This is a genomic window from Roseateles oligotrophus (assembly GCF_025717515.1).
Lineage (GTDB): Bacteria > Pseudomonadota > Gammaproteobacteria > Burkholderiales > Burkholderiaceae_C > Paucibacter_A > Paucibacter_A oligotrophus.
Genome location: NZ_JAJIRN010000012.1, coordinates 163,453 through 186,976 on the forward strand (window position 1 = coordinate 163,453; position 23,524 = coordinate 186,976).

The following is a 23,524-nucleotide window of genomic DNA, read 5'->3' on the forward strand; positions in this document are numbered from 1 at the left end:
CCCCCCATGCTTGGCCTCAAACCCCTTCACCCTCGCTACCTGCTGGCCATAGCCGCCGGCTCGGTCATGGTGTTGCTGTCGGGAAGTCTATGGATTGGGCCTGCGGCGGAACCCGGTTTGGCGACCGTGGCCTTGCTCGGCGCAGGCACGATGCTGCTGCTGGGTGGTTTGGCGCTGCGGCGAGCTTGGCTTGAAACCGCGAGTGCCAAACGGACTCTGGAGGAAGCCATTGAGGCGCTGCCGGCCAGTGTTGAAATTTTTGACGAATCCGACCGTCTGGTCGCGTTCAACCGGCATCTGCTCGAAATCTACCCGCATATGTCGACCGACTTCAAGCGCGGCGTTCGCTTTGAAGAGCTGGTTCGCAAGTCGATTGCCCAGGGTGGTGTGCCGGCGGCCAAGGGCTGTGAAGAAGAATGGCTGGCGCAGCGTCTGGCGGCCAGGGCGGCATCGCGCAAGTCGCCGGCCGAGCCGCTGCTGCAGAATGTGCATGAAGGCCGTTGGGTGCGCATCCATGAGCGCCACACCCGCGCCGGCGGCATCATCGGCGTGCGCATGGACGTCAGCGACCTGATCCATGAGCAGCAACGCCTGGCCGCCAGCAAGGCCCATTTGCAGGCCTTTGTGCGAACCACACCAAATGGTGTGCTGACGCTGGATGTCGACGGACATGTGCTGGCCTTGAATCCGGCCGCCGAGGCCTTGTTCGGTTTCGCGGCAAATGAATTGGTGGGCAGCCATATCGATCTGCTGTTCGGCATCTGGATGGGCGCGCGCTTGAGTCCTCAAGCCTTGGTGGCTAGCCCGCAGGAAATGACGGCGCGGCATCGTGACGGGCAAGAGATGACCCTGCTCTTGAGCGTGGCCGAGGTCAAGACCGAGACCGCCCACAGCTTTGTCTGCATCATCACCGACCTGAGCGAGCGCAAACGCCAAGAAGTGGCGCTGCAAGAGGCCAACGCGCAACTGGCCAAACAATCGATCACCGATGGCCTGACCGGCGTGGGCAATCGGCGTTACTTTGATCAGCTGCTGCAGCAGGAATGGCAGCGCAGCGCGCGTCATGGCCATCCGCTGGCCTGCATCATGGTCGACATCGATCACTTCAAGCTTTACAACGACCGCTACGGCCATGTCGCAGGTGACGAATGCTTGATCCGCGTGGCCGAGCTCTTGCGCGCCTGCGCCGGGCGCAGCGGCGAGGCGGTTTGCCGCTATGGTGGCGAAGAGTTCGTCTTGCTGCTGGCCGATTGTGATCTGGCCGGTGCGCAGGTGGTGGCGCAACGCTGCCTAGACAGCATCCGGCTGGCCGCCATCGAGCATGAGGCCTCACCCTTGCGCCGCAAGCTCAGCCTCAGTCTGGGCGTGGCGGCCTGCGTGGCGAGTCCGCAGGGCGATGCCGTTAGCTTGGTCGAGCATGCCGATGCGGCGCTCTACGCGGCCAAACAAAACGGCCGCGCGCGGCTGGTTTGCAGCGAACAGGCGGCCTGAGTCCGCGCTAGCACTTGGGTTTACCATCGGCCGCTTCAGCAGCGTCTCGGAATGAGCCCTCATGTCCCACAACCTCAGCCCCGCCGACTACATCCGCAGCCATATTCGTACCGTACCCGATTGGCCCGTCGCTGGTGTGCAGTTCCGCGACATCACGCCGCTGCTCTCGAACCCGCGCGTGTTCCGGGTCTTGATCGATCAGTTTGTGCACCGCTACTTTGACCATAGACCGACCGCCATTGCCGGCCTCGATGCACGCGGTTTCATCATCGGCTCGGTCTTGGCCTATGAGTTGGGCGTCGGCTTCATCCCGATCCGTAAAAAAGGCAAGCTGCCTTTCACCACGGTGGCGGAGAGTTATGAGCTGGAGTACGGCAGCGCGACGGTGGAGATTCACTCGGATGCGGTCAAGCCGGGCGACCGGATCGTGCTGATTGATGACCTGGTCGCTACCGGTGGCACCATGCTGGCCGGTGCCCGGCTGTTGCAGCGTCTGGGTGCCGAGTTGATCGAATGCGGCGCCATCGTTGATCTGCCCGAGCTGGGCGGCTCGGCCAAGCTGCGCGGCGAGGGGCTGGCCTTGTTCAGCTTGCTGGACGTTGAGGGCGCTTGAATCCTCGGGCCCGACTGACCGACAATAGCGGCTATGGCCAAACCAATCCCCCGTCTCAGCCCCGATCAAATCAAGCGCGTGATCGCGACCGCGTTTGAGGACAAACCGCCTTACAACAAGGTGTTGCAAGAGCATGCCATCAGCGAAGGCGAGCTGATGCAGTTGATGAAGCGCGAGTTGACCTCGACCGCCTACAAGCTCTGGGTCGCGCAGGGCAAGGGCGTCAAGAAGCCGACCGTCAAGTCGACGTTCCCGCACGGGCGCTGAAGGCGTCGGTGACGCTTGCCGGCTCCCCCATCAGGGGGTGTCTGACAGCCCTGCAGATCGGCGCTGGCACCTCTACACTCCCTGCGCCGGCCACATAGAGCGGCAAGAACAGGGAGTTTTCAAACATGAAAGTCAATCTTTTGGCGGGCCATGCCCCGCTGGTTTCGCTGCTGGCCGTTGCGGCCTTGAGCGCTTGTGGTGGTGGAGGCAGCAGCAGCACCACCAATGAGCCTGCTTCGGCAACGCCGGTGCCGGAAAAGGCCCTGAGCCTGACGTCGAGCAATTACCAGTCGGCATCGCAACAGGCGCTGAGCGCCGGCAATTACCTGTTGAACTCCGGCGACCTGCTGAATGGTGCGCAAGCCGGCGCCGCGCCTTCGGCCTTGGGTGTCGCGGTCAAACAGTTGCCCGGTCTGCTGAAGCAGTTCAAACGGCCCGCCCTGTTGGCCGGCGCCGTCATCAGCGATTCCAAGCCCTGCAGCGACGGCGGCAAGATCGACTTCACGCTCACCGACAGCAACAACAATGGCCTGCCCGATGAAGGCGAGAGCGTCGTCATGGTGGCCAACGCATGCAAGGAAGGCAGTTCGCTGATGGCCGGGCGCATCGAGATCAGCATGAGCAAGCTGTCCGGCGTCTTCGACTCCACCAACTTCAGCGCCACGATAGGGATGAAGTTGGATAACTTTTCGGTCACGACGCCGACCAGCAGTTCCATCGGTAAAGGCGAGCTCAAGCTCTCGATCGCGAGCAGCAGCGCGACGCAAACCAGTCTGCAAATCGAAGCTCCCAACTTCAGCAGCAGCGGACGGATGGGCGCGCTTGAGTATCAGCAGACGATGACCGGCTTTGTCATCAGCATCAGCACCACCACGCAGGCAAATGGCCAGTCCACCGACTCGGCCATCTTCCGCGGCACCTTCTCCAGCACGGCCTTGGAGGGCAAGACCCTCAGCATCGACACGCCGATCGCCTTGACGATGCCCTCGAATCTGAACTACCCGACGGCGGGCAAGTTGGTGATCAAGGGCGCCAACAATAGCGTTGTGCAGATGACGGTGCAGCCGAACGGCCGTGTCTTGATCGAACTCGATGCCGACGGCAACGGCAGTTTCGAGACCAGCGTCAACAAGGCCTGGAGCGAGTTGTACTGATGTGGCGGGCGCTGCTGCTGGCCCTGGCGGCTGCGCCCTTGCTGTGGGCGAATTCAGCGCATGCCGCCTGCGGCCTCGACGCGCTGGCAATGAGCGCCGGCGCCCATGACAGCCAATGGACGGAGCATGACGCTGAAGGTCGGCGTTTGCTGCGGGAGCATGGGCAGCTGCCCGAGGCGACGCTCACCGTCGGCGGGGCCTGCGGCAGTTGGTCGGCCGATCTGTCTTGGCGACATAGCGCCGGCCGGCGAGATTACCAAGGCCTGAGCAACCACGGCGCGTCGGTACAGACACATAGCAGGCTGCGCATCAACGAGTGGAGCTTGAGCGTGCAGCGGCCCTTGTTCGATGGGCTCAAGCTCGGTATGCGGATGCAGCACCAACAGACGCGGCGCGAGTTGGCGACGACGGGAGCGGTGCTTGGCTACCCGGAGCAGCATGGGCATTGGATCTATGCCTTGGGTCTGCTCTCGGAGGGCGCCGCCTGGGGCGAGTCGCGCTGGCGCCTTGGCGCCTGGCTGGGCGGCGGCCCGAGCGGGCGGGTGCGCATCGCGCTGCCGATTGCCGATGAAACCACGCTGCGAACCGGCGCCATGCGGCAGAGCGAGCTGCAACTGCAATGGCTGTCTGCGCCTTGGGCCGAAGCTTGGCGGGCCAGCTTGGGTCTTCGTTGGCGCGAGGAGCGGGTTGGCGCGGGTGCAGCGAGCACGCTGTGGCGCCAAGGGGTGGCGGTCGGCGGCGCCTTGCAGCCCAGGCATGATCTACGCAGCGCGGGTGTAGAAGCGGGCGTGCAGCGCAGCTTCTAAGCGCGCCATCCACAGCCTAGACGGCGTCATCTAGTCGCTTTCTGCAGCTCTGATCGGCGCGCTCTCGAATCGCTTTCGCTATCGGACAAGCCATGGGCTGGGGAATGCCGGCCCGCCGCGACGCATCGGTGCGGGCCGATTCTGTGCTGGCCTCGACCAGCGCAGCGCAGGCCTCGCGCTCCTTGCCCACCGCCATCAGCAGATCAAGATCGGCCTTGATCAAGCGTGATTGCAGGCTGGCAATCTGGCGCTGCAAATCCAGCCGGTAGCCGTCGATCAAGGGCTGCTCATTGATGGGGCGCTTGGCCGCGGCGTCGCCGTTTTCGTTCATTTTGCGAAGCCCAATATAGTCACTGCACCAACCATCGCCAGCCCGTTCCTTGCGCGTCTTGGTGCAGGCCTTCTCGGTCGCTGCGCTGCTGCTGGTTTGTATGAGGCCCATGCGCCAATTGTGGCCAAGGCCGACCCGCGCGGCCATATGCATGAAGATGCGCGGCGCTATATCGATGGATATACAGACATTGGCCGGCCCTGCATCGACACTGCAGCTTTCCTCCGTACAGACAAACCGAAGCCTCCGCCGTCCTCTCGGCTTGCCTATGAAATTGAACCTGGATTCCCGCGCCCGCCCCTGGGGCCCGGCCTTGCTGCGCGATCTGCTGATCACCCTGCTGTTCTGCGCCGCCTGGCTCAATCTGCATCATCTGGCGATGGCCTTCGAGGTGGCGCAAGGGGCCAGCGCCTGGTATCCGGGGCGAGGTGTCGGCTTTGCCTTGCTGCTGATTGGCGGGCTGCGCTATCTGCCGACCTTGGCGCTGGCGGCCCTGTTGACGGGCATCGCCTATTACCTGCCCGACCATGCCTTGCTGTGGCCGCTGGCCAGCGCGGTGATCTGCGTTGGCGTGGCTTCGTCCGTGCTGGCGCTGCGCTGGCTGGGTTTTCGCGGCCTCACCCGCTTGCGCGATGCGGTGCTCTTCATCGCCATCATGGCCTTGGCCAATCTGGGCATTGCCGCCAGCCTGGTGGCCATCAATGTGTTCTGCGGCCTGGTAGAGGCGGCGCAGTACAGCAATGTGGTGATGTCGTTTTTCGTCGGTGATTTTCTCGGCGTGCTCTTGGTCGTGCCCTTGGCCCTGCATGGCCGCGATCTTTGGCGGCAACGCCGTACACCGCGCGCCAGGGAGGGCGAGCGGCCCTGGCCCGAGGCCTTGTTGATCCTGCTGCTAACGGTCACCTTGTTCGGCCTGGCAATGGCGGCGCCGCAAACCGGCTTGCCGGCGGTGGCGCAGGGGCGCTGGTACTTGCTGCTGCTGCCCCTGGCCCTGGCCGCGATGCGCCTGCCGCCGCTGGCCGCCGCGGTTTTGAACCTGGTCTTGAGCGTGGCCTTGGTGATGGCGGTGCGCCGCCTGAATGCGCCGATGAGCTTGCTGGACACGCAGTTCCTGTTCCTGGCCTTTGCCGCGGTCAGCCTGCTGCTCAGCGCGGCGGTGGCCGAGGCGCGCTGGCATTGGCAGCAGTTGATCGCGCTGCATCAGGGCCTGGCCGAGCGAGCGCAGCGCGAGGCCGCCCGCATGCGTGCCAGCAAGGCGCGCTTTCTGGCCGCCACCACGCATGATCTGCAGCCGCCCTTCGAGGCCATGCGGCTGGGCCTGGAAACCCTCGCCCTGCAAGGCTTGCCGGCGCCGAGTCAGCGCATCTTGAATGATGTGCAGCAAGCATCGCAGGCGCTCGGACGGGTGATGCACAGCGTGCTCGACACCGCGCGGCTGGAGGGCGAAATCCGCAGCGTCACGCCGCGCGCCTTTGCACTCGGCCCGATGCTGGCGCAGATTGCGCGCGAGGCGGCGCTGCTGCATCCGAGCGGCGCGGTGCGAGCGCGGCCCACGCAGGCCTGGGTGGTGGGCGACCCGACGCTGACCGAACGGCTGCTCAGAAATCTGGTCGCCAATGCGGTCAGCGCCTGCATGGCGCGTGGCGAGGGGGACAGGGCCGGGAGCGGCCGGGTCTTGCTGGCGGCCCGGTCATGCGGCTTGGCGCTGCGCGTGGAGGTCTACGACGGCGGCGGGGGCGTGCCGGCACAGCTGGTGGACCGCTTGTTTGACGACTTCATCAGCGGCACGCCGGGCGGCTTGGGGCTGGGCCTGTCCTTGGTGCGCGAGATTGCCGAACAACTGAGTTTGCAACTGGCCCTGCGCAGCAGGCCCGGCAGTGGCAGCCGCTTCAGCATTGCCCTGCCGATGGCCTTGCGCAGCGCGGCGCCGGGCAGCCCCTTGTTTGCCGCCCGTGCCGCCATCGCCGACCGGGTGGTGGCCGTGGCCCTGCGCGAGCCCCTGCATGCCGAGTTGCTCGGCGCGGTGCTGAGCGACTGGGGCATGGCCGTTGTGCAGGCGCCGGATGCCGGCCTCTTGCAGCAGGAGCTGAAGCAGCTGGATTGCCGCGCCGATGTGCTGCTCAGCGATGAGGCCCAAGAAGCCCATGAGGTCGGAGCGGCCTCATCCTGGCCGGCTCAGCAAATTTTGCGGCTTGAGCCGGCCGGCTGGCGGATCGAGCATGAGCTCGCCCGCCTGATCAATGCGCTGTGCCAGCGGCCTGCAGCCAGCCTCGACGCTGTGCCAGCAGGGTCGCCTTGGCGCGGCTGGTGGCGCCGAGCTGTTGCAGTATCCGGTGCACATGCACCTTGACCGTCCCCTCGGAAATCGCCAGCACGCGGGCAATTTCCTTGTTCGACAGGCCGCCCGCCATCTGCGTCAAAACCTGCTGCTGGCGCTCGCTCAGCACGTTGTTGAAGTCGTCAAGAGCCGCCGGGTCTGAGCGCAGCATGCCTGCAGGGATGCAGTTACCTCCGGCCAGCACCAGGTCCAGCGAGGCCAGCATCACGTTGGCGCTTTCGCTTTTGTGGATATAGCCGCGTGCGCCGGCGCTGATCAGCTCGGTATTGGGCGGCAGCATGGACACCGCCACCACCGGCGCCCGGCCGGCCACCTGCAAGACCTGGCGCATCGTGTGCAGCGCATCGCTGGAGTCCGGCAGGGTCAGGTCAAGCAAGACCAGGTCGAAGCCGCCGTTCTGTTCCTGCAAAGCCTGGCGAGCCAGCTCAAGTGTGCTCGCCTCCACGATCTGCAGGTCGGCGCGCCATTGCATCAGCAGCGACTTCATGCCGTCGCGGAACAGTCGGTGGTCGTCTATCAACAATGCCTGCATGCCTTGCCTGCTCCCTTGGGTTTTTTCGTTACGGTCTCTACATGCAAGTATCGCTATTTGCCGATACAAAACTTGCTGAAAATTTCGCCCAGCAACTCGTCGGCGCTGAAGGTTCCGGTGATCTCGCCAAGCGCGTCGTGCGAGAGGCGCAGCTCTTCGGCGAACAGGTCCAAGGCGGGCGGTTCTTGGCTCGCGACGGCCATCGCCAAAACCAGATGCTCGCGCGTGCGCTTGAGCGCCTGGACATGGCGCTCGCGGGCGATGAACAGGCCTTCCGGCGTGGCATGCCAGCCGACTTGCTGCAGCAGGCGCTGGCGCAGCTCGGCCAGGCCGACGCCGGACTTGGTCGACAGCAGCAGGGCGCCGTCCGGCAAACCCTCAAGCTGGGCCGCGTCGGCTTTGTTGAAGACCTGCAGGATGCGCTCGGCTGGCACATTAGCCAAGCGGGCTGAGATCAGCTTGTCCTCGGCCTCGTAAGCCGGCTGGCCAACGCGAGTCAGGTCATGCATGAAGAGCAGCACATCGGCATCGGCAATCGCCTCCCAGCTGCGCGCCACGCCGATGCGCTCGACCTCGTCGTCGGTGTCGCGCAGGCCGGCGGTGTCGCTGATGTGCAGCGGCACGCCTTCGATCTGAATCGTCTGGCTGACCTTGTCGCGCGTGGTGCCGGCCACGGCGGTGACGATGGCCAGCTCGGCGCCGGCCAAGGCGTTCAAGAGCGAGCTTTTGCCGACATTGGGCTGGCCGGCCAGCACGACCTTGATGCCCTCGCGCAAAAGCGCGCCCTGCTGGGTGCGGTCCAGCACCGCATCAAGGCGGGCCTGCAGATGAGCCAAACGGCCCATCGCATCGGCTTGTTGCAGAAAGTCGATCTCTTCCTCGGGGAAGTCCAGCGTCGCCTCGACCAGCATGCGCAGCTTGATCAGCGCATCGCGCAGCTCGCCGACCTCTTTTGAAAGTGCGCCGGCCAGCGCGCGGCCGGCGCTGCGCGCTGCAGCCTCGGTGCTGGCGTCGATCAGGTCACTGACGGCCTCGGCCTGCGCCAGGTCGAGCTTGCCGTTTAGAAAGGCGCGCTGGGTGAACTCGCCCGGCTCGGCCAAACGAATATTCAGACCCGCGCCCGCCTCCATGCAGCGCGCCAGCAGCAGTTGCAGCACCACCGGCCCGCCATGCGCTTGTAGCTCCAGCACATGCTCGCCGGTGTAGGAATGCGGTGCGGGGAACAAGAGCGCCAGGCCTTGGTCGATGGCCTGGCCTTGGGCATCGCAAAAGGGCAGATAAGTTGCCTCACGCGGGCGCAATTGGCGCGCGCAGATGGCGTCTATCAAGGGGGTCAGGTCTTGCGGGGAGGACACCCGCACGATGCCGACGGCTCCGCGTCCGGGGGCGGTGGCGATGGCGGCGATGGGGGCTTGGCGTTGGGACAGCATGGGGGGATTCTCTCCGATGCTGTCTTGGTATGAACCGGCGCCGGGCCGCCCCAAGCCGGTTCAGCGCCCCCTCGGGGGGCAGCGTCGGTAGGCCGACGCGTGGGGGCAACAAGAACCGGCGCCGGGCCGCCTCAGGCCGCAGGCCTGAGTCCTTCGCCAGGCACAAACAGGCCACTGGCCTGTTTGAGTCCGGGCTCAGCCCCAAGCCGGTTCAGCGCCCCCTCGGGGGGGCAGCGTCGGTAGGCCCGACGCGTGGGGGCAGCATATTTGGCGCGGGGGAGGCAGGATCAAGCGCTCGCATGAGGCTTGGCCGCTGGCCTGTTCGCACACCGGTTCAAAACTACCGGCTGAGAATCTCTACCCCGCATGACTTGATTTGAGTCCTGCGCGCCAAATAACAATAGCCCCCAAGTGGGGGGCTAGCGGGCATTTATGTGAATTTTGACTCGGGCCGGGCCGAGAGTTGGCTCACCAGCGGCTCGGCAAGGCGCGCAGCCGCTGGTAGCGGCCGTTTGCGACCCGAGTCAGATAGCCGCCCTGCTCCAGATCCTTGACAAGCTTTGAGACCATCTCGCGCGAGCAACCCAGGCGATGGGCCATGGCTTGGTGGGTTAGCAAGATGTCATCGCCGCCGGCCGATGACGATTCCAGCAAGGCGCGCAGGCGCCCATAGACATCGTTCAGCGCCAGTTGCTTGGTCGACAAGGTGGCCGCACGGGCGCGGCGAATCACCTTGGTCAACAACTCGAAAGCGAACTCGGGATGCTCGGCGATATGCGCCAAGAGGCTGGCGCGGGTCAGCATCACGCAACGCGAGGCCTCTTCGGTGATGACGCTGGCCGAGCGCACGCCGCCGTCCAAACTCATTTCACCGACGTACTCGCCGACACCGTAGATACCGTAGGTTACTTCGCGGCCTCGGGCGTCGCAGCCATAGACCCGCAGGCAGCCGGAAAGCACCAGGTACAAGCTATCGCCCTGCGAGCCTTCTTCGATCAGGACGGTGCCGCGCCGATAACTGCGGGCCAGACCGCGTGTCGCCAGCAGTGCCAAGCTTTGCCCCAGGTTTGAAAAATCTTGAGCGGTGATGGGTGCGTCTGAGTCCATGGCGCGGATTGTCGCCGCAACTTAGCAGCTTACGGCCTCACCGCTGCGAAAGCTTTCCAGACTAGTTGAGGTCGCTCATCATCAAGGGCGGCAATACAGCCAATCGATGCAATAAGTCGCCGATGCTGTTGGCGCTGAGCGCCTCCGTTGGCGTGAAGCCGTATTGCAGGGCAAACCATTGGGCCGCCAGCTCTCCGTACAGATGAGGGCGCTCCAAGAGCAGCAAGACGGCGGCTTGCTCCGCATCGCGGCTCAGCGGCAGTACCACCACATTGGCGCAGCCACGGCCTTCGCCCAAATTCAGCAAGCTGCGGCGGCCTTCGGTAGTGGCGGCCTGCAGCGTGTCGAGCAGCCTTGCGGCATCGCGTCCGTCGCGGCAGCGCAATTGGTTGCCACAGATTTGAGTCGGCCATGAAAAAGGCCGCCGGGCCGGGTCTGCTGACCCTGGCGCGGCGGCCTCGGTTACGGCCTGTCTTGTGCAGACTCAGGCGCTTTTGCCCAGCCCCATCAAACGGTTCAACAAGGGCGTGATCAGCAGCAGCACCAAGCCGGCGCCAATCGACAGCGCCGCCAAGAAGGGGTACAGCGGCATGCCCGAGCCTTCGAGCATGTGCTCCAAGGAACCCGCCAGGTAGTTGGCCGCCGCATTGGCCAGGAACCACACCCCCATCAACAGCGCCGCCAGGCGGGCGGGTGCGATGCGCGAGACCATCGACAGGCCCACCGGCGACAACATCAACTCACCAATCGTGTGAATCACATAGACCATGGCCAGCCATTGCGCGCCGACCTTGCCGTTCAGGTCGGCCAAGTTTTGCGCCTGCGCCATCACCAAGAAGCCCGAGCCCAGCACCACCATGCCGATGGCCTGCTTGGCAATATCGGACAAGGCGAAGCGGCTCTGATCCATGCGGGTCCACAGCATCGCGAAGACAGGCGCCATCATCACAATCACCAGCGGGTTGATCGACTGGAACAAGGAAGCCGGCACATTGAAGCCGAACAGATCGCGATCGGTTTGCTTGTCGGCGAACAAATTCATCGTGCCGCCGGCCTGCTCAAAACCGGTCCAGAAAGCGATCACAAACACCATCACGATCAGCATGCCCACCACGCGACCGAAATCGGCCTTGGTCAGCGGCGCCACTTCGACGCCCTTGCTGGGCCTAGCGATGGTCCAAAGAATGGCTCCGATGACCGCCACACTCAGCAAGGCGCGCAAGGCCGCCGGCAAGGCCGCGTGCCAAGGGCCGATCACCGACCAGCCGGCAAGAACGCCGTACACCAAGGCGACGCAAGCGCCAGCCCATGTCAGGATGGTGCCGGTGTCGCGCAGGCTGATGGCTTCTTGGCCCGGCTTCAAACCGGCGCGGCCGAGCAGGCGCTGACCCCACAGCAGTTGCACCAGGCCTAGCGTCATGCCGACACCGGCGGCGCCGAAGCCGTAATGCCAGCCGAGCTTCTCGCCCAGCGTGCCGGCCACCACCGGCGCCAGGAAGGCGCCCAGGTTGATGCCCATATAGAAGATCGAATAGCCACCGGCGCGGCGCGGGTCGCTTTCGCCGTTGTACAAGTCGCCGACCATCGAGGTCGTGTTGGCCTTGAAGAAGCCGTTACCGACGATCAACAGACCGAGTGCGACATGCAGCAGCGGCTCGAACGCCATCGCAAAGTGGCCCATTACCATCACCAAGGCGCCGATCACCGCCGCGCGGCGCTTGCCCAGGTATTTGTCGGCCAGGGCGCCGCCAATCATCGGCGTCAGGTAGACCAGGCCGGTGTACAGGCCGTAGAGGGCGAGCGCATTCTGGCGGTCGTAGCCGAGCGAATTGACGAGATACAGGACCAGCAAAGCACGCATGCCGTAATAGCTGAAGCGCTCCCACATCTCGGTGAAGAAAATCACCTTCAATCCGGCCGGTTGGCGGGTGCTGGTGCTGTTGCTCGTGTCGGCTGTTTGAGCCGGCGAGTTCGGAATGGTTGTGGCTGTCATGTGATTGACCCAAAGAGAAGAAAGCTTGTCGCTCTGCGCTCGGCTTATGGCCGCACGGCGAGGCCGCATTGTCACCGCTGCGAGGCCGCTCCTTGGGCAGGCATAACCCCAGTCTTTGAGGGTAAAACCGAGCAATTCCCTGTAGCTACTTCATGGATTGAGCTATGCTCCATGTCGGAGGTCACTTCATCATGCGAATCGGAGCCCTGAGTCGCGCCACCGGCGTCGACATTGAAACCATTCGGTTTTACGAAAAAACCGGCCTGCTGCCCGGCCCGGCGCGCAGCGAAAACGGCTACCGCGACTACGCGCAAGCGCATCTGGAGCGCTTGGCCTTCATCCGCCATGGCCGTGCTTTGGACATGTCGCTGGCCGATATCGGCTTGCTGCTGGCCAGCCTGAACAGCCGGGACCCGGCCCAACTGGCCAGCGTGGACGGCTTGGTCGATGCGCAACTCGCACGTGTGCGCGCCCGGCTCATCAGCATGCGGGCGCTGGAGCAGCAATTGGTGGCGCTCAAGAGTCGCTGCGACGGCCAGCATGCGCAGCATGGTGCACAGGGCTGCGGTATCTTGGGGGAGTTGGTGGCGGCCGCGCATGGCGAGGCTTGCGCCTGCCATGGCGATGTTGGTGCGGCCAGCCCGGCGCCGCGACAAACCGTTGGCTTGAAGAGTTAGGTCATGATGAAAGGAAGTTCAGGAGTTCAAGCCATGTTCAGAGCCAGCTTGCTTTTGTCGGCCGCTCTGATTGCCGGCAGCGCGTCGGCCGGCGAGGTCTGGAAATGTCAAGTCGGCGATCAGATCAAATACTCGGATCGCCCCTGCCAAGCAGCGGGCGAGGCGCTGCCATCACGCAGCTTGCAGGCCAATGTGGTCGACGCAGCGGTCAAGAAGCCGGCTGCCGAGGCCGCCAGCGGTGCGATGCAAAACCCGAACACGGGTCATCGCCCGGAAGCGAATGTTTGTCCCGGCGAACTGGAAATCAGCGCGATGGAGACCCGTGCCAGCTCGATCAGCCTGAGCCCCGAGGCCAAGGCCTTTATGCAAGACGAGGTGCGCCGCGCCCGCCAATGCAGCAAGGGCCAGGGGCGCTACGCCGCCGCCGATTGGGACATCAGTCGCCAGGCGCAGGCGGCGCAAAGCAGCCATAGCGGTGCGCAAGATGCACGTCGCCGCGCCGAAGACATGCACAGCGCCGCCGACGCGAGCGAGGGTGACCGCATCTCCAGTGTGCGTGAGCAAGAGCGGGCGCAGCGTGAGGCGCAGCGGCGCCAAGATCAGCGCCTGCAGAATCAGGCGGCGCGCCCGGCGGCCTCGGGCCCAGCGCGATAGATAGAAAATCCTGCTTGACCCTGGTGCGACTCCAGGCTTTCCAATGGCAAGACTGAATCTTGGAAAGCCTCTTCTATGTCCGCCCATTGCTGCAATCACGACGCGCCGGCCGCATCCGCAATCACCAATTTGCCGCGCTACCGCCGCGTGCTGTGGATCGCCTTGGCTGTCAATGCGGCGATGTTCTTTGTCGAGCTAGCCGCCGGCGGCACAAGCGGTTCGCTGGCGCTGATTGCCGACGCGGTGGACTTTGGCGCCGATGCGCTGAACTACGGCGTCACGCTGGCGGTGCTGTCGGCCGCGCTCGCCTGGCGCGCCCGCGCGGCGATGCTGAAGGCGGTCAGCATGATCGCCTTCGGTGGCTTCGTGTTGGCTAAGGCGGTCTGGAACCTCAGCCACGGCCTAACGCCGGATGCCCCCACCATGGGGATGGTCGGCCTGCTTGCGCTGGCGGCCAATCTGGGGGTGGCCTGGCTGCTCTATGCCTTCAGAGATGGCGACTCGAATATGCGCAGCGTCTGGCTGTGCACCCGCAATGACGCGATCGGCAACCTGGCCGTGCTGGCCGCCGCTCTAGGAGTGTTCGGCACCGGCAGCGCCTGGCCTGACTTGCTGGTGGCGTCCGTGATGGCGAGCTTGGCCTTGCGCGGTGGCTGGCAGGTCTTGAGTCTGGCGCGGGCCGAACTGCGCGAGCCGGTGTCCCGGCATGCCGAGCATGGGCATGAAGGTCATAAGCACTGAGTCAAGTCGTCAAACTATGGGCTCATTCGCCTGCAGTCTCAGCTTGCGTTCTTGCGTGTAGTCCCACCAGGGCCGCGCGGCTTCACCGGCCATGAAGCGCGTGACGGACATGAACACATCGATCACGCAGGGGTCATGGCGCTGGCCGGTGATGGCGCACAGCGCCGCGTACATGTCAAACGGGCATTTGCCGATCAACTGTTCAGGGGCGCGTATGCCGAGCAGCTCCAAGTCCGCCGCGCCGGCCTTGCCGATATTGGGCAGGTCAGTCAGGCGGAACACGCGGCTTCTTTCAACCTTGCTTGGATGCATGGCGGGCCCGATCTGACTTACTTGCCGCCGCTGCTCTTGAATTCCCCAAACGCCTTCAGCTGCTCGGCCACCGCCTTGTCGCCGACGACGACCAGCGACTGCGTCTCGGGTGAGAAATAAGTCTTGCCGATCGCGCGCACCTGTTCAGCCGTGACCTTCTGGATCAGCGGCACATATTGGCCCAGGTACTCGGCCGGCAGGCCGACCAGCCAGTTGTTGGCCAGGGTCTGCGCCACCGCGCCTTGCAGCTGCGTGGTCAGCAGATAGCTGCCGGCCACATAGCGCTTGTTCATCGCCAACTCCTCCGCCGGCACCAACTCCGTGCCGATGCGGCGGTACTCGTTGACGAACTCCTGCAGCGAGGCGCCGGTCACCTCGTTGCGCACATCGGCACCGCCTGTGATGGCGCCGCCAACGCGGTAGGAGCGCGCCCCGGCGTTGGCGCCATAGGTGTAGCCCTTTTCTTCGCGCAGATTCTGGTTGATGCGGCTGGAAAAACCGCTGCCCAGGATGGTGCTGGTCAGGCGCAGCGGCACTTGGTCGGCGCCGCTGGCCGGCGCGCCGGGGCGGCCCAGGCGCACGGTGGACTGCACGCTGTCGGGTCGCTCCAGCAGGATGTGTTGCGGCTTGGCGCTCAAGGGTGCGGCGGCAATTTCGGCCGGCGCCGGACCCTGTGCCTTCCAGTCCCCAAACGCGGCCTGCGCCAGCTTCATCGCCTCGGCCGCGTCGATGCGGCCGGCGATGACCAGCAGCGCGCGGTCCGGGCGGAAGCGTTTCACATGCTCGGCGCGCAAGATCTCGGCCGTCGTCGCCTCGATCGATTCGGCCGTCTCCTGGCTGTGGCCATAGGGGTGCTCGCCATAGATCGCCTGGTTCAGCGCCTTGCTGGCCCGAAAACCCGGCTGCGCACTGGCGACCTTGAGCGCTTGCAGCGCATTGGCCTTGGCCAGCGCCACCTCGCCCTCGGGGAAGGACGGGCTGCGCGCCACTTCGGCCAGCAGCTTCATCATGCCCTCGGCATGTGAGGTGAGCGCATAGGCGGTCAGCGTGATGCCGTCGTTAGCGGGTGCGGCCGCCACCCCGCCGCCCATGCCTTGGGCGGCCTCGGCGATCGCGCGGGAATCGCGCTGGGCCGTGCCTTCATTGAGCAGGCCGGCCAGCAGCTTGGCTTGGCCCGGTGCTTGTGCTCCGTCCGCGCCAAAGCCGGCACCGCGCAGGGCCAGCACATAGTCAACGCGGGGCAGGCCCTGGCGCGGCAGCACCCAGACCTCCAGCCCATTAGCCAGCAACTTCTTGCTGATCTGCGGCACCTGGATCGGCTTGTCCTGGCCGTACTTGGGCAGCTCGGCCGGCATCTTGATGGCATCGGCAGCGATGGCGCCGAGGGGCAAGGCCAGCAAGGCGGCCAGAATTGTCTTGTTCAGATTCGGTTTCATATGGCTTGTCTCCCTGTTGTTCAAGGCTTGGCGGCAGAGGCGGCGGCATCGGCCGGCGGCGCCAACATCGCCACCGGCTTGCGGTCAATCACCGAGCGGTTCGCCACGGTCAGATAGGTCTTGGCGACGCGCTGCACATCGGCCGAAGTAACGTCTTCGATCCAGCCCGGAATCTGGTTGACGACCTTGGCGTCGCCCCACAGCGTTTGCAGCTTGGCCAAAGTGTCGGCGCGGCTCAAAAAGCTCTCCAGGCCGTTGTACCAGTCGGCCAGCAAGCGGGTCTTGATGCGCTTGAGCGTCGCGTCGTCAACGCCATCTTTGACGACCTTGGCGATTTCTTCGTCCATCGCGGCCAGCAAGGCGTCGGCGGTGGTGGTCGGCTTGTAGAGCGCAAACACGGTAAAGATGGTCGGGCCGTCGTATTCCCACACGCTGGTCAGGCCGTAAAGCGAGTCGACATTGAGCGCCAACTCGCGCCCCTTGATCAGGCCTTGATAAAAGCGCGAGGCGTCGCCGCCGGCCAGCAGCTCGCCCAGCACCGCGAAGGGAGGCTGGTCCTTGCTGGCGCGCGCGGGCATCTTCCAGGCCGCCGCAATCGCCGGCACCTGCGCCAGCTTGTCGCTTTGTTGCAGGCGCTTCTCGGCGGTGTTCAGGCCCTCGCGGAAGTCGCTCGGTGCCGGGGTCGCGCGTTTTGGAATCGCGCCGAAATACTGCTGAGCCAGCGCAAAACCCTTGGCCGGCGTGATGTCGCCCGAGATCGCCAGCACCGCATTATTGGGGCCGTAATAGTCGCGGTGGAAGGCGCGCACATCGTCGAGGCTGGCGTTCTCCAGGTCCTTGAAGCTGCCGTAGCCGTCGTGATTGTTTTCCCACTTCTCGAAGGCCAGGCCACCGATATCAATCCACATAAAGCCGCCATAGGGCTGGTTCTGCACATTGACGCGGATCTCTTCCTTCACCACATCTTGCTGGTTCTTCAGCGTCGCGGCGTTGAAGTCCAGCGTCTTCATGCGGTCGGCTTCCAGCCACAAGATCGATTCCAGGGCCGAGGCCGGCGCGGTCTCGATGTAGTTGGTGAAGTCGGCGCGGGTCGAGCCATTGTTATTGCCGCCTCCGCCGGTGATGACCTTGTCGAACACGCCTTTGGGCGCGGTCGGCGTGCCCTGGAACATCAGGTGCTCGAACAAATGGGCGAAGCCGGTGCGGTTCTTGGGTTCGAGGCGCATGCCGACCTTGTAGACCACGCTGACGCCAACGGTCGGCGAGCTGTGGTCGGGCGAGACCAGCACGGTCAGGCCGTTAGGCAACTGCTTGCTGTGGACCGGCACCTGCCAGCTGTCGGCGGCCAGCGCCGAGAACGACAGCGCCAGGCCGGCGAACAAGGCGGTGAAGAGTGGTTTGTTTCGCATGTGTTGCATCTCTCGGGTTTGGAGCCAAGCCATCAGGGCTGGACAGGCATCTTGAAGGTGTTGGCGATGAAGGACAGCATATCGGCGCGCTCCTCGATGATCTTGGAGGTCGGCTTGCCGGCGCCGTGGCCAGCCTGCGTCTCGATCCGGATCAGCTTGGGCGCAGCGCCCGTGTCCGCCGCCTGCAGCGCCGCCGTGTACTTGAAGCTGTGTGCAGGCACGACGCGGTCATCATGGTCGCCGGTGGTCACCATGACCGCCGGGTACTTGACAGCCGCGCCGGACTTGATGGTGTGCAGCGGCGAATAGGCCAGCAGCGCCTTGAATTCATCTGCCTTGTCGCTGGAACCATAGTCGGGCTCCCAAGCCCAGCCGATGGTGAACTTCTGGTAGCGCAACATGTCCATCACGCCGACCTGTGGAACGGCCGCGCCGAACAGATCGGGCCGCTGATTGACCACCGCGCCGACCAGCAGGCCGCCGTTGCTGCCGCCGTTGATCGCCAGCTTGGCGGGCTGCGTGTACTTGTTGGCGATCAGCCATTCGCCGGCGGCGATGAAGTCGTCAAACACGTTTTGCTTTTTGAGCTTGGTGCCGGCCTCATGCCAGGCCGAGCCGTACTCGCCGCCGCCGCGGATGGCGGCCAGCACATAGACGCCGCCCATCTTCATCCAGGTCGCCGCCGTAATGCCGTAACTCGGCGTCATCGGCACATTGAAGCCGCCGTAGCCATAAAGCAGGGTTGGGTTGTTGCCGTCCAGCAGCAGGCCCTTTTTGTGAGCGATGAAGATGGGCACGCGGCTGCCGTCCTTGCTGGTGACAAAGGCGCGCTGGGTCTCGAACTGCTCGGCGTCAAAGAAGGCGGTCTGCGGGCGCTTGAACAGGGTCGCCTTGTTGGCGGCCACGTCGAAGCGATAGGTCTCGGTCGGCGTGGTCAGGCTGGTGTAGCTGAAGAAGGTTTCCTTGTCGGACGTACGGCCGGCAAAGCCGCTCGCGGTGCCGACGCCGGGCAGTTGGACCTCGCCTTGTGGCTTGCCCTTGAGGTCATGGATGCGCACCAGGGTGGACGCGTCGCGCAGATAGCTCAAGAGCAGGCGCCCGCCGACCGCCGAGGCACCGGTCATCGCGTCCGCACCCTCGGCCACCAAGGTCTTCCAGGGCTGCTTGCGCGAGGCCTTCAGGTCAATGGCGACCAGGCGGCCGCGTGGCGCGTCCTTGTCGGTCTTCACGATCAAGGTATTGCCATTCAAGGCCACCGGCACATATTGGGCGTCAAAGGCCAGGCTGATTGCCTTGGGCTCGCCGCTGGCCTTGGCCGAATAGCCGCCCTTGACGAGCGGCAACACCATCAGGCCGTTCTTCTCGCCGCCCTTCCAGACCGTGATGAAGACGGCCTTGCCGTCGTCCGAGACTTCGCTGCCGAAGCCCCATTCCTTCTCGCTCGGATTGCTGGCGACCAGCTGATCTTCCGATTGCGGCGTGCCGAGGCGGTGATAGAACAGCTTCTGGAAATAGTTGGCGCCGGTCAGTGAGGCGCCTTCGGCCGGCTCCTCGTAGCGGGAGTAGAAAAAGCCCTTGCCGTCCGGCGTCCAGGCCGCGCCCGAGAACTTCACCCATTCCAGCTTGTCGGCCAGGTCGCGGCCGGTCGTCAGGTCACGCACCTTCCAGGTCTGCCAGTCGGAGCCGGCAGCGGCGACGCCGTAGGCCAGCAACTTGCCGTCGCGCGAGGCGGCATAACCGCCCAATGCTGCGGTGCCGTCCTTGCTCAGCGTATTCGGGTCGAGCGCAATGTCGGGCGTGTCGCTCGGCGACTTGGCGGTGTAGAGCACGGCCTGCTGTTGCAGGCCGTTGTTGCGGGTCCAGAAATAGCGGGCGCCCTCTTTGAAGGGGATACCGAATTTTTCGAAGTTGTAGAGGTCGGTATAGAGCTTGCGCACCGGCAGGCGCTGCGGCATCGCGGCGAGGAAGGCGTCGGTGACCTGGTTCTGTGACTTGACCCAGGCCTTGGTTTGCTCGCTGTTGTCGTCTTCCAGCCAGCGGTAGGGGTCGGCCACCGGGGTGCCGTGATAGCTGTCGGTTTGCTCGACCTTGGCGCTGACCGGGTAGGTCGGGGCGCTTTGCGCCTGCGCTTGGTTCAGCGCCAAAAATGTCAAAACGGCCAGGGTCAAGGCCTTGTGGGCCATCTTTTTCTGCAGAGTCATCGTCATTGTCCTGTTCATTCAGTCCCCGTTTGGAGCTGACGCATTCTGGCAAGCCAGAGCACATATGACGAAAGGCACGGGTCGCTATTTGCCCCAAAACAGTGCCGATTGCGGGTTTCCTCGGGGCTTTTATGTTGTGCAAGGTAAAGATGGGCAAGTTCGGTCATGGCCAGGTCGAAAACAAATTCAGACGCTGGTTTCGATTCAATTCGACCCGACCCGACCCAACACGCAAGAGTCGACAGGCCAGTACTTTGATTGATGTTCTATAGCCCCGAGTACCCCCGCCATGAATGCAAGCAGCATTAGCCCGATTGCCGTTCCTGCCAACGCCCGCGCTGCACCGCCGCCGCGTCTTCCACCCCGGGCCGAGGATGTGTTCAAACAAATCGACGTCGAAGGCAAGGGTTCGGTGACGGCATCTGAGGCGGCCGCCTATTTGGTGAAGATATCGCCCGAAGGTGCACGCAAGGCGGACGCCGCCGCCTCTTCTTCTTCAAAGCTCAAGCAAGAAGACATCGAGCAGGCCCTCGGCAAGGCCGACGCGGATGGCAATGGCCAGCTGAGCCAGGCCGAGTTCAAGCAAGCGCTGGCGCAAGGGCCGGCAGGCGGTGGACGTGCCGGCGCTGATGCAGACGGCGACGAAAGTGCCGGCGCGGCTGCGGGCCGCAGCCAGGGCGCGGGCCGACCTCATCGGCCGCCGCCGGGGGCGGGCGGTGGCGCGAGCGCGGCCGGCAGTTCCAGCAGCGTATCGACCAACTACGAAAAAGAAGATGCCAACCGGGATGGCAAGGTCACCGAGCCCGAACGGCAGGCCTATGCGGTTCAGCATCCGAAGCAAGCAGCAAACGAGGCTGCCCAAGGTGCAAAGAACGCGACGGCCGCGTCGGCTGTTCGGGCTGCGAGCGCGCTGGCGCTGCAGCGTTATCAAGAAGTGGCGGCCAGCATCGAGTGAAGAAAAGGGACTAGGGGTAGCCCAGCGTGGGCATGAGCGATCAGAGATAGGGCATTGACGGCGGTGAAGCGCCTATTCCCAATCCGCTTCGATTGCCTTGCTCTACCCGCACGATGCCGGGGCTTGCCTTTCGCGAAACCTTCGGGTTTCGTCGCCGGCGGCGAACCGCTGCGCAAGGCCCAGCAAAGCCGAGGCGCGAATACCCTGCCCACACGGCGTTGCGCTACCTCAACGGTAGCGGCCAAGAATGCGCTCGACCTCGCCATCGGCCACCAATGCGTCGATGGCCCGCTCGATCGATTTGATAGGCACTTTGCTGTTGCGTGAAAACGCGCAGCGGTTGACCGACCGGCTCAGCACCAGATCGCTGCGCAAGCGCAGTTTGGGGTCGATTTTCATGTGATACGAGAGGCTGAGTTGATCGACGATGGCGTAGCGCGTGCGGCCCAGTCGCTGCTTGGCGAACAAGAGCCCCATGTCGAGCGCGTCTTCGCGCCGAAAGTGCTCGCCCAATGCGGCATCGATCAGCGGGTAGCGATAGCCCAGCACGGTGCCCACCGGCTGCTCCGCCAAATCGGTCAGCTGGCGCAGCTGTGGCGCAGGCGGGTTGGCCACGATCACCTCGGCGGTTGGTATCAGCGGCCGACTCCAGTGGAAGTTGCCATCGATCCAAAGCGGCAGCACATAGCAAACGCCATCGGCCTCGCCGTCGGCAAGTGCCTTGGCCAAGCGCTTGCTGGGCATGGCCAGAAAGCGCACCGGCAGGCCCAGCCGGGCGCCGATCGCCTCGCTCAGATCTTTAACGATGCCATCCACCAGCCGGTCGCCCTGAAAGTCGGCCAGCGGCATGGTTTGGCTTTTCGGCGCCAGAAACACCAACTCCTGGCCCCAGGCCAATGAGCTGACGCCCACCATCAAGAAAACCAGCCACCATGATTTGCGCCCGTTCGCCATGACCGACTTTAGCCGCAATGGTCGGGTGTAGTGCCTTTGGCAATCGGGTGGGGGTTCGGGGTCAGGTCTTGCCTATAAATTTGAGGACTGCCCCAGGTTTTTGAATAGGGTTCTTGCTTCGTCGCGCTTAGAAAGTTGGTGCGCGAGGACTGCTTCTCTGCCACATACGCAACCGTCTTACCGGGCACTGTCTCGCGGCGTGTCCAGCAGTCCGTACTGGGCGGAAATCCTTCTGATTGCCCCGCTCTTGGCCATGGCCTTGAATTCAACGTTGAAGGCATCGACCTCGGCATCGTCAAGGGCTTTGCGCGAGAAGGCCACGCCCAAGTGGTTAATGTCGGCCACCAGGATGGGCTCCAACGCTACCCCCTGCCTGCGCGCCTCGAAGACAAAGGAAGGGCCAATGCCAAAGATGGCACCGTCGGCGCCGAAACGGTCAAGCTTCAAAAGCTTGACCAAGGTTTCGACATTCGTCTCTTCGCTGATTTTCAGTTGTTCGATGCGCGCCTGACGCTCACGCAGCTTTCTTGCGCTGGTCGATCCCCGGACCACGCCAATCATCACGCCGTTCAACTCGGCCTCGCTGCGCAAAGCTTTGTTCTTGCCGGCAACGCGCAGATACACCACATTGGCGGGGAAGATCGGGGCAGGGTTGAACAGGAAGTCCGCCCTGTCTTTGTTGAACGAGAGGCCAACCACGCCATCGAAATAGCCCGCCTTGACTTCGGCCCAAGCGCGCGCCATTGGACGCACTTCATAGCCACATGTATGGCCTAGCCGGGCACAGGCGAGATCCAGCGCCTGCACAAACGCCCCGGTGGGCCGTCCGTCGGCTAGCCAGAAATACGGCGGCTGGTCGGGTCCGACGAACTTCAATTCGCGCGCGAACGCACTTGCCGGCAGCAACAACAAAAACCAGCACACCAAGTGCCATAAAGTCTTGCGGATAGAGTTGTACGGGGCGAGTGTGGGTTTCATCTTCGAGGCATCTGGAACTGGGGACATTGTGGCGATTTGGCGAGGCGTCAGTCAGAATAGCGCGCCGGTGCCCCCGAGGAAAGCACGCTGTTTCGATTTTCCAATCTGAGTGAGGCTAGCTCCCAAACCGCGTCAAGTGCTCCATCCATAGCCGCCTGAAGGGGCCGTGTTCTTTGGAGTTCACCCCTTCTGCATGGGCGAGGAGCGGAGAATTTGGCGGGCGTCGCGAAGCGAGTTGGGCGCGGCCCGGCAAATTTGAGCACCGAGCGGACCCGCAGGGCCATGCGGCAGGGTCGGCCGCCGGGGCGAAAACCGAAGGTTTCGCCGAAGGCAAGTCCCGGCATCGTGCGGGTAGAGCAAATTAACCGAAGCCGATGAGCGTAAGCGTCTTGTCATTGGGAGCTAACGCCTAAAGCACAGCCCCACTCCCTACCCCCGAAAACCTCCCCCGATACTCCTCCGGCGTAATCCCGTGATGCCGCTTCAAACTCCGCTGCAAGCTATCCACCGACCCGAAGCCGGCCCGCTGCGCGACCCGCGCCAAAGGCCAGCTCGTCTGCTCTAGATGCGACTTGGCGCGGTCCAGCCGCAAGGCTTCGACAAAGCGCGCCGGTGTCTGCCCGGTCTCGCTCAAGAACAGCCTTGCGAAATGGCGCTCGCTCATATGTACGCGTAAGGCCAGCGCGCCAATGCTCAAGTCCACGGCCGGATGCTCGGCCATCCAACTCAACAACTCCCCTAAGCGTTGCCCCGCCTTACCCGACTTGCCGCTCGCCTGCGTCTGCGCCTGCAGGCCGGCCGAATATTGCGACTGCCCACCCGGCCGGCGCAGATACAGCACCAGATCACGCGCCACCTGCAAGGCTAGCGCCTGACCGAGATCGGCCTCGACCAGCGCCAAGGACAAGTCAATCGCGGCGGTGATGCCGGCCGAGCTGTAGAGCGGCGGATCGGCAACATAGATCGCATCCGGCTCCAGCAAGACCTTCGGAAACATGGCGGCCAAGCGCCCGCAGTATTGCCAATGCGTGGTGACACGCCGGCCATCGAACAGCCCGGCCGCGGCAAGCGCAAAGGCGCCGGTGCAAACGCTGCCCATGCGCCGCACTTGAGGCGCGCGGCGCTGCAACCAGGGAATCAGCCTC

23 protein-coding genes are annotated in these 23,524 nt (G+C 64.2%); 10 read left to right on the plus strand and 13 right to left on the minus strand.

Annotation, left to right across the window (positions count from 1 at the left end):
* Nucleotides 1-6: 6 nt before the first annotated feature.
* The 5 genes from LNV07_RS24015 to LNV07_RS24035 all read left to right on the plus strand — a co-directional run bounded on the left by LNV07_RS24015 (nucleotide 7) and on the right by LNV07_RS24035 (nucleotide 4,331).
* Nucleotides 7-1,491, plus strand: a complete 1,485-nt coding sequence (locus tag LNV07_RS24015) for a sensor domain-containing diguanylate cyclase (protein WP_263573733.1) — start codon at nucleotides 7-9, stop codon at nucleotides 1,489-1,491.
* A 61-nt stretch (nucleotides 1,492-1,552) separates the two neighbouring features.
* Nucleotides 1,553-2,104 carry an adenine phosphoribosyltransferase gene (locus LNV07_RS24020; protein WP_263573734.1) on the plus strand — a complete coding sequence of 184 codons (552 nt, stop codon included), beginning with the start codon at nucleotides 1,553-1,555 and terminating at the stop codon, nucleotides 2,102-2,104.
* Between the two features lie 33 nt (nucleotides 2,105-2,137).
* Nucleotides 2,138-2,371 (plus strand): DUF2805 domain-containing protein, encoded by a 234-nt coding sequence (locus LNV07_RS24025; RefSeq protein ID WP_263573735.1) that lies wholly within the window; start codon nucleotides 2,138-2,140, stop codon nucleotides 2,369-2,371.
* 125 nt (nucleotides 2,372-2,496) lie between these two features.
* Nucleotides 2,497-3,525: a hypothetical protein gene (locus LNV07_RS24030; protein WP_263573736.1), complete on the plus strand. Its 1,029-nt coding sequence runs from the start codon at nucleotides 2,497-2,499 to the stop codon at nucleotides 3,523-3,525.
* Entirely contained in the window at nucleotides 3,525-4,331 is an 807-nt protein-coding gene (locus tag LNV07_RS24035) for a hypothetical protein (protein ID WP_263573737.1), read from the plus strand. The genes LNV07_RS24030 and LNV07_RS24035 overlap by 1 nt, the downstream gene beginning before the upstream one ends.
* 16 nt (nucleotides 4,332-4,347) lie before the next feature.
* Here the strand turns inward: LNV07_RS24035 and LNV07_RS24040 are convergent, their stop codons facing one another.
* Nucleotides 4,348-4,773 carry a hypothetical protein gene (locus tag LNV07_RS24040; protein WP_263573738.1) on the minus strand — a complete coding sequence of 142 codons (426 nt, stop codon included), beginning with the start codon at nucleotides 4,771-4,773 and terminating at the stop codon, nucleotides 4,348-4,350.
* Nucleotides 4,774-4,930: 157 nt separating this feature from the next.
* Between LNV07_RS24040 and LNV07_RS24045 the strand changes: the two genes are divergently transcribed.
* Entirely contained in the window at nucleotides 4,931-7,012 is a 2,082-nt protein-coding gene (locus LNV07_RS24045) for an ATP-binding protein (protein WP_263573739.1), read from the plus strand.
* On the opposite strand, the gene LNV07_RS24050 is transcribed toward LNV07_RS24045, so the two are convergent.
* From LNV07_RS24050 to LNV07_RS24070, 5 genes are all read right to left on the minus strand, one after another.
* Complete coding sequence (locus LNV07_RS24050; RefSeq protein ID WP_263573740.1) at nucleotides 6,900-7,532, minus strand: LuxR C-terminal-related transcriptional regulator; 633 nt, start codon at nucleotides 7,530-7,532, stop codon at nucleotides 6,900-6,902. The genes LNV07_RS24045 and LNV07_RS24050 overlap by 113 nt on opposite strands.
* Before the next feature lie 53 nt (nucleotides 7,533-7,585).
* Complete coding sequence (gene mnmE, locus LNV07_RS24055; protein ID WP_263573741.1) at nucleotides 7,586-8,962, minus strand: tRNA uridine-5-carboxymethylaminomethyl(34) synthesis GTPase MnmE; 1,377 nt, start codon at nucleotides 8,960-8,962, stop codon at nucleotides 7,586-7,588.
* 468 nt (nucleotides 8,963-9,430) lie between these two features.
* The gene (locus tag LNV07_RS24060; RefSeq protein ID WP_263573742.1) at nucleotides 9,431-10,069 is read right to left on the minus strand and encodes a Crp/Fnr family transcriptional regulator; all 639 of its coding nucleotides are present in this window, start codon (nucleotides 10,067-10,069) and stop codon (nucleotides 9,431-9,433) included.
* A 61-nt stretch (nucleotides 10,070-10,130) separates the two neighbouring features.
* A complete protein-coding gene (locus LNV07_RS24065; RefSeq protein WP_263573743.1) occupies nucleotides 10,131-10,454 on the minus strand; it encodes a hypothetical protein in 324 nt (107 codons plus the stop codon).
* 99 nt (nucleotides 10,455-10,553) lie between these two features.
* A complete protein-coding gene (locus LNV07_RS24070; protein WP_263573744.1) occupies nucleotides 10,554-12,062 on the minus strand; it encodes a peptide MFS transporter in 1,509 nt (502 codons plus the stop codon).
* A 191-nt stretch (nucleotides 12,063-12,253) separates the two neighbouring features.
* Between LNV07_RS24070 and LNV07_RS24075 the strand changes: the two genes are divergently transcribed.
* The 3 genes from LNV07_RS24075 to LNV07_RS24085 all read left to right on the plus strand — a co-directional run bounded on the left by LNV07_RS24075 (nucleotide 12,254) and on the right by LNV07_RS24085 (nucleotide 14,134).
* Nucleotides 12,254-12,739, plus strand: a complete 486-nt coding sequence (locus LNV07_RS24075; protein WP_263573745.1) for a Cd(II)/Pb(II)-responsive transcriptional regulator — start codon at nucleotides 12,254-12,256, stop codon at nucleotides 12,737-12,739.
* Nucleotides 12,740-12,772: 33 nt separating this feature from the next.
* Nucleotides 12,773-13,393 carry a hypothetical protein gene (locus LNV07_RS24080; protein ID WP_263573746.1) on the plus strand — a complete coding sequence of 207 codons (621 nt, stop codon included), beginning with the start codon at nucleotides 12,773-12,775 and terminating at the stop codon, nucleotides 13,391-13,393.
* A 75-nt stretch (nucleotides 13,394-13,468) separates the two neighbouring features.
* The gene (locus LNV07_RS24085; protein ID WP_263573747.1) at nucleotides 13,469-14,134 is read left to right on the plus strand and encodes a cation transporter; all 666 of its coding nucleotides are present in this window, start codon (nucleotides 13,469-13,471) and stop codon (nucleotides 14,132-14,134) included.
* 9 nt (nucleotides 14,135-14,143) lie between these two features.
* On the opposite strand, the gene LNV07_RS24090 is transcribed toward LNV07_RS24085, so the two are convergent.
* From LNV07_RS24090 to LNV07_RS24105, 4 genes are read right to left on the minus strand one after another with little or no spacing between them, the layout of a single operon-like run.
* On the minus strand, nucleotides 14,144-14,416 hold the full coding sequence (locus LNV07_RS24090) for a helix-hairpin-helix domain-containing protein (RefSeq protein WP_263573748.1): 273 nt from the start codon (nucleotides 14,414-14,416) through the stop codon (nucleotides 14,144-14,146).
* A 47-nt stretch (nucleotides 14,417-14,463) separates the two neighbouring features.
* Complete coding sequence (locus LNV07_RS24095) at nucleotides 14,464-15,882, minus strand: M16 family metallopeptidase (protein WP_263573749.1); 1,419 nt, start codon at nucleotides 15,880-15,882, stop codon at nucleotides 14,464-14,466.
* A gap of 20 nt (nucleotides 15,883-15,902) precedes the next feature.
* Entirely contained in the window at nucleotides 15,903-17,291 is a 1,389-nt protein-coding gene (locus tag LNV07_RS24100) for a M16 family metallopeptidase (RefSeq protein ID WP_263573750.1), read from the minus strand.
* 32 nt (nucleotides 17,292-17,323) lie between these two features.
* Nucleotides 17,324-19,492, minus strand: a complete 2,169-nt coding sequence (locus LNV07_RS24105; protein WP_263573751.1) for a prolyl oligopeptidase family serine peptidase — start codon at nucleotides 19,490-19,492, stop codon at nucleotides 17,324-17,326.
* A 289-nt stretch (nucleotides 19,493-19,781) separates the two neighbouring features.
* On the opposite strand from LNV07_RS24105, the gene LNV07_RS24110 reads away from it, so the two are divergent.
* Complete coding sequence (locus tag LNV07_RS24110; protein ID WP_263573752.1) at nucleotides 19,782-20,447, plus strand: EF-hand domain-containing protein; 666 nt, start codon at nucleotides 19,782-19,784, stop codon at nucleotides 20,445-20,447.
* A 228-nt stretch (nucleotides 20,448-20,675) separates the two neighbouring features.
* Here the strand turns inward: LNV07_RS24110 and LNV07_RS24115 are convergent, their stop codons facing one another.
* The 3 genes from LNV07_RS24115 to LNV07_RS24125 form a co-directional block, all read right to left on the minus strand.
* A complete protein-coding gene (locus tag LNV07_RS24115) occupies nucleotides 20,676-21,401 on the minus strand; it encodes a substrate-binding periplasmic protein (protein WP_263573753.1) in 726 nt (241 codons plus the stop codon).
* Between the two features lie 177 nt (nucleotides 21,402-21,578).
* Nucleotides 21,579-22,379 (minus strand): substrate-binding periplasmic protein, encoded by an 801-nt coding sequence (locus LNV07_RS24120; protein ID WP_263573754.1) that lies wholly within the window; start codon nucleotides 22,377-22,379, stop codon nucleotides 21,579-21,581.
* Between the two features lie 409 nt (nucleotides 22,380-22,788).
* On the minus strand, nucleotides 22,789-23,524 hold a 736-nt coding region (locus LNV07_RS24125; RefSeq protein WP_263573755.1), incomplete at its 5' end, for a GlxA family transcriptional regulator.